The organism is Salinicoccus sp. Bachu38 (assembly GCF_038561955.2).
In the GTDB taxonomy this organism is placed as follows: Bacteria; Bacillota; Bacilli; order Staphylococcales; family Salinicoccaceae; genus Salinicoccus; species Salinicoccus bachuensis.
The window spans coordinates 1,023,449-1,038,263 of sequence record NZ_CP138333.2 but is presented as its reverse complement, the minus strand read 5'-3'; the positions used below and the strand labels follow the sequence as shown (position 1 = coordinate 1,038,263).

The following is a 14,815-nucleotide window of genomic DNA, read 5'->3' as shown; positions in this document are numbered from 1 at the left end:
ATGCCATTGCCATCGGCGTTCCGATATTTTCTTCAGCATCCAATAATATATAATAACCTATTTGGCTGTAATTTACACAGAATAACATGAATATTTATAATATTTTGTTCTCTTCCCAACAAAAATACCCATATCAGGATATGGGTACCTGTACTACTCCGCTTTCTCTTCATAATCGCAATTTGTACATTTCACTTTGGCTTTCTTGCCTTTTTTGGTTTCCACAAGATAGTGTTCACATTTCGGACAGTCCCTGCCGATCGGGCGATCCCAGGAAATGAAGTCACATTCCGGATAGCGGTCGCAGCCGTAGAAGATCCGGTTCTTTTTGGATTTCCTCTCGACGACATCCCCTTCATTGCACTTCGGACATTTTACGCCGATCGTTTTGACGATCGCCTTTGTATTGCGGCAGTCCGGGAAGTTCGAGCAGGCCATGAACTTTCCATAGCGCCCCATCTTGTAGACCATCGGCGAACCGCATTTCTCGCAGTCCTCACCGGCCGGTTCGTCCTTGATTTCGATTTTTTCCATCTCTTCATCGGCACGTTCCACCTGTGGCTCGAAATCCTTGTAGAAATCATCTATGACCGCAACCCATGAAGCTTCGCCCTCGGCGATGTCATCCAGGCTCTTCTCCATCGTCCGTGTGAATTCCACATCTATGATATCCGGGAAGTACTGAGTCACCGACTGGTTGACAATTTCCCCGAGTTCGGTAGGAATGAAACGTTTCTGATCGATTTTGACATAATTTCTTTTCTGGATCGTGTCCAATGTCGGCGCATATGTGGATGGCCGGCCGATCCCCTGCTCTTCCAGGGTCTTTACAAGCCTGGCCTCCGTATATCGCGGCGGCGGCTGGGTGAAGTGCTGTTTCGGATCGATCTTGTCCGACTTGACCGTCTCCCCTTCTGCGATTTCCGGCAGGCGGTTGTTCAGATCTTCCTCTTCGTCGTCCCTGCCTTCGACATAGATCTGCATGAAGCCTTTGAACTTGATCGTCTGTCCATTGCTTCTGAAAATGACACCGTTGTTCGACAGTTCCATCCGGACGGTATCCAGAATGGCCGGTGCCATCATGCTGGCGATGAAACGGTCCCAGATCAGCTTATACAGTCTGTACTGGTCGCGGGAGAGGTACTGCTTCATGTTCGCCGGCGTCCGGTTTGCGCTTGTCGGACGTACTGCCTCGTGCGCATCCTGGCTGCCTTCCGTCTTTTTCCCGGAAGGTTTTGCTCCGACGAAGTTATTGCCGAATTCCTCTTCTATATAGTCGACGGCTTCCTTCTGGGCCACCGGGGAAATCCTCGTGGAATCCGTCCTCATATAGGTGATCAGACCCACTGTGCCGGCCTTCTTGATGTCTATCCCTTCATAAAGCTGCTGGGCGACCATCATCGTCTTGCGCGCCTTGAAGTTCAGCTTCCTTGCAGCTTCCTGCTGGAGGGAGGATGTAGTGAACGGTTTCGATGGATAGCGTTTCTTCTCCTTCTTCTCAACCGAATCCACATTGAACTGGTCGCCTTCAAGCTGTGACAGCACGTGATCGACATCTTCCTTTGCCTTCAGCTTGATCTTTTCCTTGGCGAGCCGGTTGAATTTGCCTTCGAAGCTGCTTTTGCCATATTTGAAAAGGCCTGTAATCGTCCAGTATTCTTCAGGCTTGAACTTTCTGATTTCATTTTCACGGTCGATGACCATCTTCAGTGCTACAGACTGGACACGCCCTGCCGACAGTCCTTTTTTCACTTTTTTCCACAGCACGGGTGAAATGTTGTAGCCAACGAGCCGGTCGAGTATCCGACGCGCCTGCTGGGCATCCACAAGCCTCTGATTGATCGTTCCGGGATGCTTGAAGCTCTCCTTCACTGCATCTTTCGTAATTTCATTGAATACCACCCTGTAGTATTCCTTGTCATCTCCAAGCGCATGGCTCAGGTGCCATGCAATTGCTTCGCCTTCGCGGTCCGGGTCACTTGCCAAGAATATCTTTTTCGCTTTTTTGGCTTCTTTCTTCAAATCCTTGAGAAGAGGCCCCTTTCCACGAATGGTGATGTATTTGGGCTCATAATTGTTGTCGGTGTCTATCCCCGTTTGACTGCGAGGCAAATCGCGTACGTGACCCATCGAAGCAACGACTTTGTATCGTTTGCCGAGGTATTTTTCTATCGTCTTAGCTTTCGCAGGCGATTCTACAATAACCAGATTATCTGCCACAGGCCGATTGCCTCCTTCGTTTGTGTTTTCAAATCCAAATAATACAGTGAAGTAAAATTGTTTGTCAACTATAATATATTTTAAATTTTCTTGTATTCATGAAAATCAGCTTCTGAAATCTTCCATTATATCCGCCCCCGACAGGACCATTTTCGCCCCTTCCCGGAGCCTTTCGTTTGTGCCGGCCGACTGGGGTGCATGGATGTTCCCCGGGATGCAGTACGCATTCCGGTTCTCATTGAGGGCCATATCCAGTGTGATCAGACTGCCGCTCGACGCCTCCGCTTCGGTGACGAGGACGCCGGAAGACAAGCCGGCAATGATTCTGTTGCGTGCGACGAAGCGCCATTTGGCTATCTGTACGTCCGGCGGATACTCACTGATCACGAGTCCTTCCCGTTCCATCCTGTCCCGCGTACCCGCCGTACTCCGCGGATAATGGACGTCATGACCGAAAGCGAGCACCCCCACCGTGCCGAGTCCGTTCGTCATTGCCGCATTGTGTGCCATGTCATCAGCACCGTAGGCAAGCCCCGAGACGACCACCATGCCGCCTAAATCCGGAATGATGTTCTGGAGCACGAGCCGGGTATATCCAGTCGCCTTTCTGCTGCCGACGATGCCGAGCATCGGGTTTTCGAGCAGACTGGTATCTCCGCGATAATATAGAACGAGCGGCGGATCGTAGATCTGTTTCAATAGGGACGGATATGCCGCGTCCTCCATGGTGATATGGCCAATCCCCTTTGCTTTGAGCATTCCTGTTATCCTCTTTCTATCCATTCTTCCGGCCCGGGAAACCTTTTCCCGAATCCTGCGTGTCATCCCCATGTTCCCGTGATGGGCCAGAACCTTGTATTCGTGCGGCGTCACTCCTGCAAAACTCAAACTTAATAGATCCATCCGATCCCTCCTGTTCATTATTATAATTATAGAAGAAATCGGCCACCGCCCTGTTTACCATTCAGTTAAATATAATGGAATAAAATGCAAAAAAACACGGAATCTCATGTGAGATTCCGTGTTTCCCAACCGGTTCCATGAACCATGTAACATTTATTTTACAGTGAGGCATTTCTCGTAGAGACCATCTTCTTTTTTGATGCGGGAAATCAATGTTTCACCGATTTCAGACGGAGTATCTGCAGTTTCAATGCCACATTCGTTCATTGTTTTGATCTTTTCGTCTGCAGTACCCTTGCCGCCGGAGATGATGGCGCCTGCGTGGCCCATGCGTTTTCCAGGAGGGGCCGTCACACCGCCGATGAATCCGACAACAGGTTTGGTCATATTGTCCCTGACCCATTCTGCCGCCTCTTCTTCAGCCGTACCACCAATTTCACCAATCATTACAACCGCTTCGGTTTCAGGGTCTTCATTGAATGCTTTCAGCGCATCGATGAAGTCCGTACCGTTGACAGGGTCGCCGCCGATTCCGACAGCTGTCGTCTGGCCGATGCCGGCTTCAGTCAGCTGATGTACCGCTTCATAGGTCAGTGTGCCTGAACGGCTGACTACACCGACGTGGCCCTTCTTATGAATGTATCCCGGCATGATGCCGATCTTGCATTCGTCTGCAGTGATGACGCCTGGGCAGTTTGGGCCGACAAGGCGTGTCTTCTTGCCTTCCAGATAGCGTTTCACTTTGACCATATCGAGTACAGGGATATGCTCAGTGATGCAGATGGCGAGATCCAGCTCCGCATCTGCACATTCCACGATCGCATCTGCAGCAAATGGTGCAGGGACGTAGATGACGGAGACGGATGCTCCCGTTTTTTCTTTTGCCTCTTCGACCGTATTGAATACAGGCACACCTTCGACGTCCTGGCCGCCTTTGCCTGGTGTGACACCAGCCACGATCTGAGTACCATATTCCAGCATCTGTTTAGTATGGAACAGTGCCGTTGATCCAGTAATACCTTGAACTAGGACTTTCGTATCCTTATCAATAAATACACCCACAGTAGATTCCTCCGTTATTATTTATTTTCGTTGACCGCTTCGATGATCTTCTGGGCACCTTCAGCCATCGTGCTTGCAGGGATGATGTCGAAATCGGATTCAGCAAGGATTTCCTTGCCCCTGTCCACATTCGTACCTTCAAGACGCACAACAAGTGGAATTTCAAGTCCGACATTCCTGACGGCTTCGACTACACCTTCAGCGATGACATCACACTTCATGATACCGCCGAAAATGTTGACGAAGATGCCTTCGACACCCTCATCGCCTAGGATGATCTTGAATGCTTCGGTCACCTTTTCCGTTGTCGCGCCGCCCCCTACGTCGAGGAAGTTCGCCGGTCTGCCGCCGAAGTGGTTGATCGTATCCATCGTTGCCATTGCAAGACCTGCACCGTTTACCATGCAGCCGATGTTTCCGTCCAGTGCAACATATGAAAGATCATATTTGGAGGCCTGGATTTCCTTCGGATCTTCTTCATCCAGGTCACGGAGTTCCACGATATCCTTGTTTCTGAAGAGTGCATTTGCATCGAAGTTGACTTTCGCATCGAGTGCAAGTACACTTCCCTCGCCTGTAGTTACAAGCGGGTTGATTTCCACGATGGAACAATCCTTTTCTGTGAATACATTATAGAGGGAAAGCATGAGTTTGGCTGCTTTGCCCACGGATTCCTTCGGAATGTTGATATTGAACGCCAGTCTTCTCGCCTGGTACGGCATGAGGCCGACTACAGGATCGATGACTTCCTTGAAGATTTTCTCAGGCGTTTCAGCAGCAACTTCCTCGATTTCCGTACCGCCTTCTTCAGAACCCATCAATACCACGCGGTCTGTCGCACGATCGATGACGAAGCCGATGTAGTATTCCTTCTGGATGTCGCAGCCCTCTTCAATCAGGAGACGCTTGACTTCCTTGCCTTCCGGACCAGTCTGGTGTGTGACGAGGACTTTGCCGAGAAGTTCCTTGGCGTATTCCCTCACTTCATCAAGTGATTTGGCGATCTTGACGCCGCCCGCCTTGCCGCGGCCACCGGCGTGGATCTGTGCTTTTACGACATATACATCGGAGTCGAGTGTCTTTGCTGCTTCCACTGCTTCCTCAGGTGTATAGGCCACACTTCCGTTGGGCACAGCTACGCTCATGGAGCGAAAGATTTCTTTCCCTTGATACTCATGGATATTCATGTTCATCCTCCTAAGCTTTTTTAAACCTTACCCTTCAATTATAGAAAAGGTATTCATCAAAGTAAACTGCATTGATTAAATTCATTGCGTGAGGACCATGTTTTTCACCGGTTCGAACGTTTCCCGGTGGATTTCACACGGGCCAAGGGCTTCGAGCGCCTCGAGGTGGTCCTTCGTGCCGTACCCCTTGTGGGCGGCAAACCCATATCCCGGGTACATGGTGTCATATGCCGCCATGCGCCTGTCCCGCTCCGTCTTGGCGATGACGCTCGCCGCTGCGATGGAGACGGAGTGCGCGTCCCCTTTGATGATTGAAGTTTCAGGGATGCCTACATCAATCGTCATCGCATCCACAAGGAGGTGTCCGGGTTTTTCGCCGAGGCTTGCCACCGCGCGTTCCATGGCGAGCCTGCTTGCCTGGTATATATTGAGCGTGTCGATCTCCCCGACACTTGCGATGCCGATGCCATAGTCCGCCTCCTGCATGATGATTTCACGGAACTCAAGCCGTTTTTTGAGGGAAAGCTTCTTGGAATCATCAAGCCCCGGCAGGAGGAAGCCTTCCGGCAGAATGACTGCAGCGGCCACCACTTCCCCGGCGATCGGACCGCGTCCGGCCTCATCCACCCCGGCGACAAAACGGACGGTCTGCTTCACTTCTTTTTCGTACCGGCTCATGGTTTCGAACTTCTCCCTGAGCACCGCCTCCTTCTCAAGGCGCCGCCTGTGCTTGCCGAGCAGTTTCGCCACCCCTTTGCGTCCATCCGCGGCATGCGGGGAGGCGGAGAGCTCATCCAACGCAGTGCAGGCGGAGAGTTCCGCTTCTATTTCCCGCAGCGTCTTCATGACCCTTCCACCACGTCGAATGTGTACCTGCCGATCTTGCCGTTGCGGATGTCATATATCAGACGGTTGGTGACGGCTTCATAGTTGATTTCGTTGCCGCCGGCCTTGAGTCCCCTGGACCTGCCAATGGCATCGAACACCTCCACGATCCCGTCTTCCGGCGACACATCGATGTTGTAGAAGCGGTTGAAACGCTCCAAGTCATTCTCCATCAGAAATTCCATGCCATAGATGGCCACCTCATCCAGAGGGACGACCGTATCCTTGATGGCACCCGTCAGCGACAGCTTCCTGCCCGTCGTTTCATCTTCGAACTTCGGCCATAGGATTCCTGGGGTATCGAGCAGTTCCATGCGCTCCCCGGCCTTGATCCACTGCTGCTGTTTCGTCACACCTGGGGTGTTCCCCGTCTTTGCCCCCTTCTTCCTGGCGATGTTGTTGATTACCGTTGATTTGCCGACATTCGGTATGCCGATGATCATGGCGCGGATGGCCCGCCTGCCGATGCCCTTCTTCTCCATCCGTTCAAAGATGTCTGCAGTGGCCCTGACTGCCAGCGGTTCGATCTTTTTGATGATCTGGTTGTTCCTGCCATCGAGCGCGACGGGATACTTGCCCTCGCTTTTGAACTTTGAGACCCACGCCTCCGTCGCCTTCGGATCGGCCATGTCGACCTTGTTCAGCACGACGACCCTCGGCTTGTGCTGGGTGATTTCATCCATCATCGGGTTGTGGCTCGAGTGCGGTATGCGTGCATCGAGTATCTCGATCACGACGTCCACCTTCTTCAGATTCTCCTCGACTTCCCTTCTTGCTTTTGCCATATGTCCTGGAAACCAGTTGATGCTCATTGTATAGCGCTCCTATTCATTTATAAGTCTTTGCCTGTTTGGGTTCATTATTTTATTTCCATATTATATAATACAATCAATCTTTAATAAAACGACAGGGGGTGGGAAAATGATTTCGATTGTTATTCCTGTATTCAATGAAGCCGGGAACATCGCAGGACTCGTCACTGAAATCGATTCGGTCATGACTGTTCTTGATCGGCAGTATGAAGTCATATTCATCGACGACGGATCGACGGATGGAACGCTCGATGAACTGAAGCGCATTGCCGGAAGCCCCGTCAGATACCTCTCATTCTCCAGAAATTTCGGGAAGGAGGCGGCCATCATCGCCGGCCTTGAAAATGCACAGGGAGAGGCTGTGATCATCATGGATGGTGACATGCAGCACCCCCCATCGCTGATTTCGGAGATGATAGAGCAGTTCGAGGCGGGATTCGACCAGGTGGTCGCAAAAAGGAACCGGGCGGGGGAACCCCTCTCACGCCGCCTGCCATCCAACCTCTTCTACCGGCTGATGAACTTTACGAGCACCGTCCGCCTCGTCGATGGCGAGGGCGACTTCAGGCTGATTTCGAGGAAGGTGGTCGACGCCATACTGCTCCTCAGCGAAAACAACCGGTTTTCAAAAGGGATATTCGAATGGGTCGGCTTCAACAAGACGGTGATTGAATTTGATCACATCAGCCGCGAATCCGGCAGGTCCACATTCAACCCCCTGAAACTTCTGGACTACGCAATCGACGGCATCAGTGCATTCAACCACCGCCCGCTCAGGATCTGCTTCTATCTCGGGTTGGGCGTACTGGTGACATCAATCGCCTATATACTGTACATGTTCGTGAACATCCTCATCAATGGCGTCGAGGTGCCCGGGTATTTCTCCATCATCGCAAGCCTTCTGCTGCTCGGCAGCATCCAGCTGTTCTCACTCGGCATGATCGGCGAATATGTCGGCCGCATCTATGTCGAGACCAAAAACCGGCCCAAGTATATCGTAAGGGAATCATCCGAATCTGAAGCGGAGCAGGGAGGCCAGCATGAGACAAAGCAGTATCACCAGTGAATTCATACGTTTCGTGGCCATCGGCCTATTGAATACGGCAAACTACTACGCAGCCTATACCCTGCTCTTCCTACTCGGCGTCCCCTACATCATCGCGCATCTGGCAGGATTCATCATCGCGTTCGTCATTTCCTACTTCCTGAACTGCTATGTGGTCTACCGGGTCCGGCCGACACTGTCCAAATTCCTGAAATTCCCCCTGACCCAGGTCATCAACATGGGCATGCAGACGCTGCTGCTGTATATTCTGGTGGACCAGTGGGAGTGGAATGAAATACTCGCACCACTGCCCGTACTGGTCATCACCGTACCGATCACATACGGCATCACCAGGTGGGTGCTCAAGGACAAGGAAGGATGATACGATGCAGACATTGAAATCCAGAATATATGCATGCCGCCATCTCATACTCATCGCCTTCCTGTCGATCCTTTCCCACTTTTATGTATTATGGCGCTTCATCATGCCGGAAGACCGGAAGGACAAAGTATTCATGACCGGCGCCAACGACGGTCTGGAGCAGATGCTGCCGATGCAGCTCTACCTGTATGAACAGTTCAGGGAGGGCACATGGTTCTATGATATGGACTTTGGCCTCGGCGGCGATTTCTATACGGATCTCGCCTACTACTATTCGACGAACATCATCTACTATATGAATATCATCTTCGTCAGGACCGGGGAGCTGATCATGGGATTCGACCCGTCCACCATCGATTTCTGGGCGCAGAATGCATTCTTCATATCAATCCTGAAATCATTCCTCATCATCTACTTTACATACCGCTTCCTGGGGAGCATTGGAGTCAGGCCGGTTCCCGCGATACTCGGCGGCTTCATCTTCGCCGCCTCGCCGACCTACTTCAGATTCACGATATTCTGGTCGTTCTTCAGCGATGTATTCATCTGGCTTCCGCTTACACTGTGGGCGCTGGAACTGCTGATTCGAAAAAGAAAGCCCGGCCTCTTCGTATTCGCCGTCGCCGTCACGCTGATCAACAACTTCTATTTTGCCTACTATCAGCTGATCATCGCACTCATCTATCTTGTGGTCCGGCTCATCTTCATCCGCAAAGGCGACCTGCCCCGCACGGAGACGCTGAAGCTCGCCATCCCTTCCGCACTTCTCGGGGCCGGCATTTCAGCCGCTGCATTCTTCCATGCCGTCCGCGGGTTTCTGAACAACGACGACAGGGAGTACGAAGTCGATGTGCCGCTGTTTGAAGATCTCGGCTGGCAGGATAACATCTTCTATGAAAACTATCTCGTCATCATCCTGTTCCTCGCCGTCCAGGCCCTGTTCACGAGACAGCTGTATGACCGCTATTTCTACAGGCTTTTTGCGATACTGACCATCATTTTCATGCTGTTCACACTGTCGCCCTACATCGACATGTTCTTCAACGGCTTCCAGCAGCCGCAGAAACGCTGGCACTACATGCTCGTGTTCTTCCATGCCGTACTCATCGCACAGTACCTGTCGCGCTTCAGGGAAATTGGTGCCAGGCAGTACCTCATGAGCCTGATCCCGGTATATGTCATCATGGCCGTCTCCATCTACCTCAAGGGGGAGATGGTCGTCTGGGTCCCCCTGATCCCCGTAATCCACGTGGTGGGACTCGTGCTGCTGACAGGATCAAAGCGTCAGCTGGCTTCAGGCATATACGCTGCACTGATTGTCATCTTCACTATGATGGTCAGCGCGTCCCATACGAATACTCAGATCTACCATGACGGCATCACCGACCGCAACCACCTGTTCTACATCAACAGCAACCACTACGCGAGCGACCGGCAGGAATACAGCATCGAAGAGATAAAAGGACTCAAGGCACCGGAACAGAAGATCGACTATAAGGTCAGGGAACAGGACAATACACCCATGTACATGGACTTCAGCGGGACGAGCATCTATTCCAGCATCATCGACGGCAACATCATCGACTTCTACTACAATGAGCTGAAGGTGAACATCCGGTACGAGTCAATCAGCCGATATTCGAGCTTCCAGACGAGGAGCAACCTGTTCTCCCTGTTCAATGTGGACTACATGATGCGGCAGGACGAGGCATACGGAATCCCTTCGAAGTTCACTCCAATATTGTCGGACGGCACCTATACGGTATATGAAAATGAAGCGCCGCTCCCCTTCATCAGATATGCTTCCGAGGTGTATGACCCGGATGACCTCGTGCATCCGCTGCACAGGGAGCATGCGATGCTGCAGGGGGCGGTGACGGAGGCGCTCGCACCGACGGCGGCACCCGAACCGCCCGAAAACCGTCTGGATGAAGTGGGTGTCGAAACGGAGAATGCTGCATATACGGACGGCATCCTGGAAGTCGGGGAAGCCGGCGGCGGATTGAACTTCAATTTCGATGCCTTCGCCGGCATGCCTGAAGATACTGATGTCTACATCGAAATGCACGTCGAGCTGATCGAACCCGAAAAGCGGTTCACCATCAATGTCGACGGCTACCCGAATGAAAGGCTGTTCGCCTCGAGCAAATACCGGACATATGCAGATGACCTGCTGTACCGTGTCGAACTGAAGGATAGCGTACCCATCACCTTCCCGGAAGGCAGATATGCAGTCGATATACAGGGCATCTACACCGAGGACTACGAAGTGCTCGAACAGGAAAGCCTGGAGCAGGATCCCGAATATACTGTGGAAGCGCATGCGAATTCATACGAAGTTGAACTTGCCGAACCGCGTGCCGGCATCGCTTCCGTGCCGATCATATATCGCGACGGCATGACGGTCTCGGGGAATGTGTCAGGAGAACTGAAGTCCTTCCGGACGAACTACCTGATGACCGGTTTTGAGACCGTGGAGGAGGACCGCATCATCACGTTCTCCTACTCACCGCCATACTACTGGCTGACACTCGCCATCAGCATCCTCTCCATTCTCGCCAGCCTCATCTACCTGGATGTCTTCAGCCTCAGAAGGCGCCTCGGTCCAAAAAGGAAATAGACAGAAAAAAATCGCCTGACAGTCAAACTGTCAGGCGATTTTCGTGGTTCTATCGGATTTCTCTGATACGTGCAGCTTTACCGCGCAGGTTACGCAGGTAGTAGAGTTTCGCACGACGTACACGACCACGGCGTGTCACTTCGATCTTTTCGATTTTAGGCGTGTGTACCGGGAAGGTACGCTCAACACCTACACCGTAAGAGATCTTACGTACTGTAAACGTTTCGGAAATGCCGCCTCCGCGACGTTTGATTACTACACCTTCGAAGACCTGGATACGCTCGCGTGAGCCCTCGACGATACGTACGTGTACACGTACTGTATCTCCGGCTTTGAAGTCCGGCAGATCAGTTTTAAGCTGTTCTTTTGTCAGCTCATTGATTAATTGCTGTGACATGTTATCTTCTCCTTCTTCCAATTATCTTGCCCATCATAGCAGCGGATGATTGTGTATATGTGTCCTTGACACTCGTATAATATTACCATAATACTCCCGCGCTTTCAACGGGTAAAATGAAACCTGTCTACTCGCCTTCGAGCAGGTCGGGCCTTCTTTCACGGGTCCGCTTCATGCTTTCCTCACGGCGCCACTCTTCAATCAGCTTATGGTTGCCGTTCAGAAGCACTTCAGGCACTTCCATGCCCCGGTATTCCCGGGGCCTCGTATAATGCGGGTGTTCGAGCAGTCCCGTGCTGAAGGAGTCCTCCTGGTGGCTTTCCTCACGGCTGAGCACGCCCGGGATCAGGCGCACGATGGCATCGGTCATCGTCATGCTTGCCAGCTCGCCGCCGGTAAGCACGTAGTCGCCGATCGACACTTCATCCGTCACCAGCGTACGGATGCGTTCATCATATCCCTCGTAGTGGCCGCAGATGAAGACGATGTCCTCCTCTTGGCTCAGCTCCTCGGCCATCTTCTGGTCGAACGGCCGGCCCTGCGGGCACATCAGGATGACCCTGGGATTCTCGAGGTCCATCGCGTCCATCGCATTGAAGACGGGCTCCGGTTTCAGCACCATTCCGGCACCCCCGCCATACGGATAGTCATCCACCTTGTTGTGCTTGTTTCCGGAATAGTCCCGGAAATTCACCGTATGGTAGTCCACGATGCCCTTCTCCTTCGCACGCCCGAGGATGGATGTGCCGAGCACACCTTCATACATTTCAGGGAACAGCGTCAAATAATGAATGTTCACTCCAGCAGCCCCTCCATCGGATGGATGATGACATGACCCTGCTCAAGGTCGACATCCTTCACCACATCTTCTATATATGGGACCATGTACTGCTTTTCGCCTTTGACCACCCAAACATCATTGGCCCCTGTCTCGAATATGTCCTCAATTGTGCCGATCACCTCAAGGCTGTCCTCAAGCTTCACCTCGAGCCCGATGATCTCCCGGTAGTGGTACTCCCCTTCAGCCAGGGGAATCTCCACTGCATCCACTTCCTGGATGATTTCAGCACCCTTCAGGTGCTCCACTTCATTGATGTTTCCAACACCTTCGAACTTCAGCATGTGGAAATTCTTATGGGTGCGATAGCTTTCGATTATATAGTCTGTGCCGTCCACTTCCACAGTGCTGCCGGGTGAGAATCTTGATTCTGCGAAATCGGAGTCACTCATCACTTTGACTTCCCCGCGGACACCATGGAAATTGACAAGACGGCCGATACTGATTTTCATTATATGCCTCCTTACGGTAATGGGATGATACAAAAAAGGCACACCACCCGGTGTGCCTAATCGACATCAACAAACACTTTCTTTGAACTGCCGTGATTCGCATTCGACATGATTGTGCGCACCGCCTTGATCATGCGGCCACGCTTGCCGATCACACGGCCGACATCGTCCTCATGGACCCTGATCTTATAGGAAACGTTGTATTTCGTTTCCTCCACTTCGATCTCAAGCGCCTCGGGATGTTCAAGCATCGGTTCAAGAATTGTTTGAAGCAATTGTTTCATCCGGGATTATTTCCCGTGCTTTGCATTATGATAACGTTCCATAACACCTTTTTGGCTGAGGATGTTACGTACTGTATCACTTGGTTTTGCACCATTCTGCAACCATTCAAGTGCTTTGTCCTCGTCCAGTGTTACGTTGTCATCATTTTTTGTAACCGGGTTGTATGAACCGATCTGTTCGATGATACGACCGTCCCTTGGGCTGCGGGAATCCGCAACGACGATACGGTAGTAAGGTTTCTTATTTGAACCCATGCGTGTCAATCTGAGTTTAACTGCCATGTTATATTAGCTCCTTCCAATTTCTCAATTTCACTTTTACTACTATAACAGATAGAAAAAACTCTGTAAAGACCTTTTCCTTTACAGAGTTTCGATTTTAGAACGGCAAGCCCATGTTTCCGAATGGATTCTTCTTCTTGCCCTTCTGACTGGTCATCTGCTTCATCATCTTCTTCATCTCGTTGAACTGCTTGAGCAGACGGTTGACTTCCTGCAGACTGCGGCCCGAACCTCTCGCTATCCTTTTCTTGCGGCTTGCATTGATGACGGATGGGTTTTCACGCTCCTGCATCGTCATGGAGCGGATGATCGCCTGGACGTGATCGATTTCCTTGCCGCTCATCTGCATCTTGTCGAGCCCCTTGATCTTGTTGGCCCCAGGCATCATCTTCAGCAGTTCATCCAGCGGGCCGAGATCCTTCACCTGGTCCATCTGGGCCAGGAAATCATCCAGTGTGAAGCTCTGGTCCTTGATCTTCTTCTCGAGCTCCTTCTGATCCGTTTCGTCCACATTCGCCTGGGCCTTCTCGATGATGGAGAGCACATCGCCCATGCCGAGTATGCGCTGAGCCATGCGATCCGGGTGGAATGCTTCCAGTCCATCCATCTTCTCCGACATACCGACGAATTTGATCGGCTTCTCAGTGACGGAACGGATGGAGAGCGCTGCCCCACCACGTGTATCCCCGTCGAGTTTCGTCAACGTGACGCCCGTGATGTCGAGCAGTTCATTGAACGATTCTGCAACGTTGACGGCATCCTGCCCGGTCATCGCATCGACGACGAGCATGATTTCATGCGGATCTGCTATCTTCTTGATGTCCTTGAGTTCATTCATGAGGTTCTCATCGATATGCAAACGGCCTGCCGTATCGATGATGACCGTATCCAGATGCTCCGCCTTGGCATGATCCATCGCTTCTGTGACGATCTGCTGCGGCTTGACCTGGTCTCCAAGTGAGAACACCGGTACGTCGATCTGCCTGCCGACAGTCTCCAGCTGATCGATGGCTGCGGGACGATAGATATCGCCGGCCACGAGCATCGGCTTCTTGTTGAAATTCTTGCGCAGATGCAGGGCGAGTTTCCCTGCTGTCGTCGTTTTACCTGCACCCTGCAGGCCCACCATCATGATGACGGTCGGCGGCTTGTTAGCGAGGGTGATCTTCTGGTTCTCTCCACCCATCAGCTCGGTCAGCTCTTCCTTGACGATCTTGATGACCTGCTGGCCGGGAGTCAGCGACTGCATCACGTCCGACCCCAGTGCCCGCTCCTTCACCTGGTTGACGAACTGCTTGACGACCTTGAAGTTGACGTCTGCTTCGAGCAGTGCAAGACGGACTTCACGCATCATCACCTTCACATCGGATTCTGTGACCTTCCCCTTGCTCTTTATGCGGTCCATTGTCGCTTGGAGGCGTTCTCCTAAACCTTCAAAAGCCATAA

General features: G+C 51.9%; 15 protein-coding genes. 3 read left to right on the top strand and 12 right to left on the bottom strand.

Going from position 1 to position 14,815, the window contains the following annotated elements; translation table 11 throughout:
• Window positions 1–153: 153 nt before the first annotated feature.
• The 6 genes from topA to ylqF all read right to left on the bottom strand — a co-directional run bounded on the left by topA (window position 154) and on the right by ylqF (window position 7,069).
• Window positions 154–2,220, bottom strand: a complete 2,067-nt coding sequence (gene topA, locus RQP18_RS05145) for a type I DNA topoisomerase (RefSeq protein ID WP_342389087.1) — start codon at window positions 2,218–2,220, stop codon at window positions 154–156.
• A 105-nt stretch (window positions 2,221–2,325) separates the two neighbouring features.
• Window positions 2,326–3,123, bottom strand: a complete 798-nt coding sequence (dprA, locus tag RQP18_RS05140; protein WP_342389086.1) for a DNA-processing protein DprA — start codon at window positions 3,121–3,123, stop codon at window positions 2,326–2,328.
• 153 nt (window positions 3,124–3,276) lie between these two features.
• Window positions 3,277–4,185 carry a succinate--CoA ligase subunit alpha gene (sucD, locus tag RQP18_RS05135; RefSeq protein WP_342389085.1) on the bottom strand — a complete coding sequence of 303 codons (909 nt, stop codon included), beginning with the start codon at window positions 4,183–4,185 and terminating at the stop codon, window positions 3,277–3,279.
• Between the two features lie 17 nt (window positions 4,186–4,202).
• Window positions 4,203–5,372, bottom strand: coding sequence for an ADP-forming succinate--CoA ligase subunit beta (gene sucC / locus RQP18_RS05130; RefSeq protein WP_342389084.1), 1,170 nt, complete (start codon window positions 5,370–5,372; stop codon window positions 4,203–4,205).
• Window positions 5,373–5,453: 81 nt separating this feature from the next.
• Window positions 5,454–6,218, bottom strand: a complete 765-nt coding sequence (locus RQP18_RS05125; RefSeq protein ID WP_342389083.1) for a ribonuclease HII — start codon at window positions 6,216–6,218, stop codon at window positions 5,454–5,456.
• Entirely contained in the window at window positions 6,215–7,069 is an 855-nt protein-coding gene (gene ylqF / locus RQP18_RS05120) for a ribosome biogenesis GTPase YlqF (protein WP_342389082.1), read from the bottom strand. The genes RQP18_RS05125 and ylqF overlap by 4 nt, the downstream gene beginning before the upstream one ends.
• Before the next feature lie 109 nt (window positions 7,070–7,178).
• Between ylqF and RQP18_RS05115 the strand changes: the two genes are divergently transcribed.
• Genes RQP18_RS05115 through RQP18_RS05105 form a run of 3 tightly spaced genes read left to right on the top strand, consistent with a single transcriptional unit; the run spans window position 7,179 to window position 11,116 of the window.
• Window positions 7,179–8,135, top strand: a complete 957-nt coding sequence (locus RQP18_RS05115) for a glycosyltransferase family 2 protein (protein WP_342389081.1) — start codon at window positions 7,179–7,181, stop codon at window positions 8,133–8,135.
• A complete protein-coding gene (locus RQP18_RS05110) occupies window positions 8,110–8,496 on the top strand; it encodes a GtrA family protein (RefSeq protein WP_342389080.1) in 387 nt (128 codons plus the stop codon). Before RQP18_RS05115 ends, RQP18_RS05110 begins: the two co-directional genes overlap by 26 nt.
• Before the next feature lie 4 nt (window positions 8,497–8,500).
• Window positions 8,501–11,116 carry a YfhO family protein gene (locus RQP18_RS05105; protein WP_342389079.1) on the top strand — a complete coding sequence of 872 codons (2,616 nt, stop codon included), beginning with the start codon at window positions 8,501–8,503 and terminating at the stop codon, window positions 11,114–11,116.
• Window positions 11,117–11,165: 49 nt separating this feature from the next.
• Here RQP18_RS05105 and rplS read toward each other — a convergent pair whose 3' ends face one another.
• The 6 genes from rplS to ffh form a co-directional block, all read right to left on the bottom strand.
• Entirely contained in the window at window positions 11,166–11,513 is a 348-nt protein-coding gene (gene rplS / locus RQP18_RS05100) for a 50S ribosomal protein L19 (protein WP_031548565.1), read from the bottom strand.
• Window positions 11,514–11,640: 127 nt separating this feature from the next.
• Complete coding sequence (gene trmD, locus RQP18_RS05095) at window positions 11,641–12,312, bottom strand: tRNA (guanosine(37)-N1)-methyltransferase TrmD (RefSeq protein ID WP_342389078.1); 672 nt, start codon at window positions 12,310–12,312, stop codon at window positions 11,641–11,643.
• Entirely contained in the window at window positions 12,309–12,803 is a 495-nt protein-coding gene (gene rimM, locus RQP18_RS05090; protein WP_342389077.1) for a ribosome maturation factor RimM, read from the bottom strand. Before rimM ends, trmD begins: the two co-directional genes overlap by 4 nt.
• 56 nt (window positions 12,804–12,859) lie before the next feature.
• Entirely contained in the window at window positions 12,860–13,087 is a 228-nt protein-coding gene (locus RQP18_RS05085) for a KH domain-containing protein (RefSeq protein WP_031548560.1), read from the bottom strand.
• Window positions 13,088–13,093: 6 nt separating this feature from the next.
• Window positions 13,094–13,369, bottom strand: a complete 276-nt coding sequence (gene rpsP / locus RQP18_RS05080; protein ID WP_031548558.1) for a 30S ribosomal protein S16 — start codon at window positions 13,367–13,369, stop codon at window positions 13,094–13,096.
• Window positions 13,370–13,466: 97 nt separating this feature from the next.
• A complete protein-coding gene (gene ffh / locus RQP18_RS05075; protein WP_342389076.1) occupies window positions 13,467–14,813 on the bottom strand; it encodes a signal recognition particle protein in 1,347 nt (448 codons plus the stop codon).
• Window positions 14,814–14,815 lie beyond the last annotated feature (2 nt).

What these genes read in the sequence shown, in the direction of transcription:
- dprA (WP_342389086.1), bottom strand. Translation starts at nt 3,123, where the DNA reads ATGGATCTATTAAGTTTGAGTTTTGCAGGAGTGACGCCGCACGAATAC.
- sucC (WP_342389084.1), bottom strand. Translation starts at nt 5,372, where the DNA reads ATGAATATCCATGAGTATCAAGGGAAAGAAATCTTTCGCTCCATGAGC.
- RQP18_RS05125 (WP_342389083.1), bottom strand. Translation starts at nt 6,218, where the DNA reads ATGAAGACGCTGCGGGAAATAGAAGCGGAACTCTCCGCCTGCACTGCG.
- ylqF (WP_342389082.1), bottom strand. Translation starts at nt 7,069, where the DNA reads ATGAGCATCAACTGGTTTCCAGGACATATGGCAAAAGCAAGAAGGGAA.
- RQP18_RS05115 (WP_342389081.1), top strand. Translation starts at nt 7,179, where the DNA reads ATGATTTCGATTGTTATTCCTGTATTCAATGAAGCCGGGAACATCGCA.
- RQP18_RS05110 (WP_342389080.1), top strand. Translation starts at nt 8,110, where the DNA reads ATGAGACAAAGCAGTATCACCAGTGAATTCATACGTTTCGTGGCCATC.
- RQP18_RS05105 (WP_342389079.1), top strand. Translation starts at nt 8,501, where the DNA reads ATGCAGACATTGAAATCCAGAATATATGCATGCCGCCATCTCATACTC.
- rplS (WP_031548565.1), bottom strand. Translation starts at nt 11,513, where the DNA reads ATGTCACAGCAATTAATCAATGAGCTGACAAAAGAACAGCTTAAAACT.
- rimM (WP_342389077.1), bottom strand. Translation starts at nt 12,803, where the DNA reads ATGAAAATCAGTATCGGCCGTCTTGTCAATTTCCATGGTGTCCGCGGG.
- RQP18_RS05085 (WP_031548560.1), bottom strand. Translation starts at nt 13,087, where the DNA reads ATGAAACAATTGCTTCAAACAATTCTTGAACCGATGCTTGAACATCCC.
- rpsP (WP_031548558.1), bottom strand. Translation starts at nt 13,369, where the DNA reads ATGGCAGTTAAACTCAGATTGACACGCATGGGTTCAAATAAGAAACCT.
- ffh (WP_342389076.1), bottom strand. Translation starts at nt 14,813, where the DNA reads ATGGCTTTTGAAGGTTTAGGAGAACGCCTCCAAGCGACAATGGACCGC.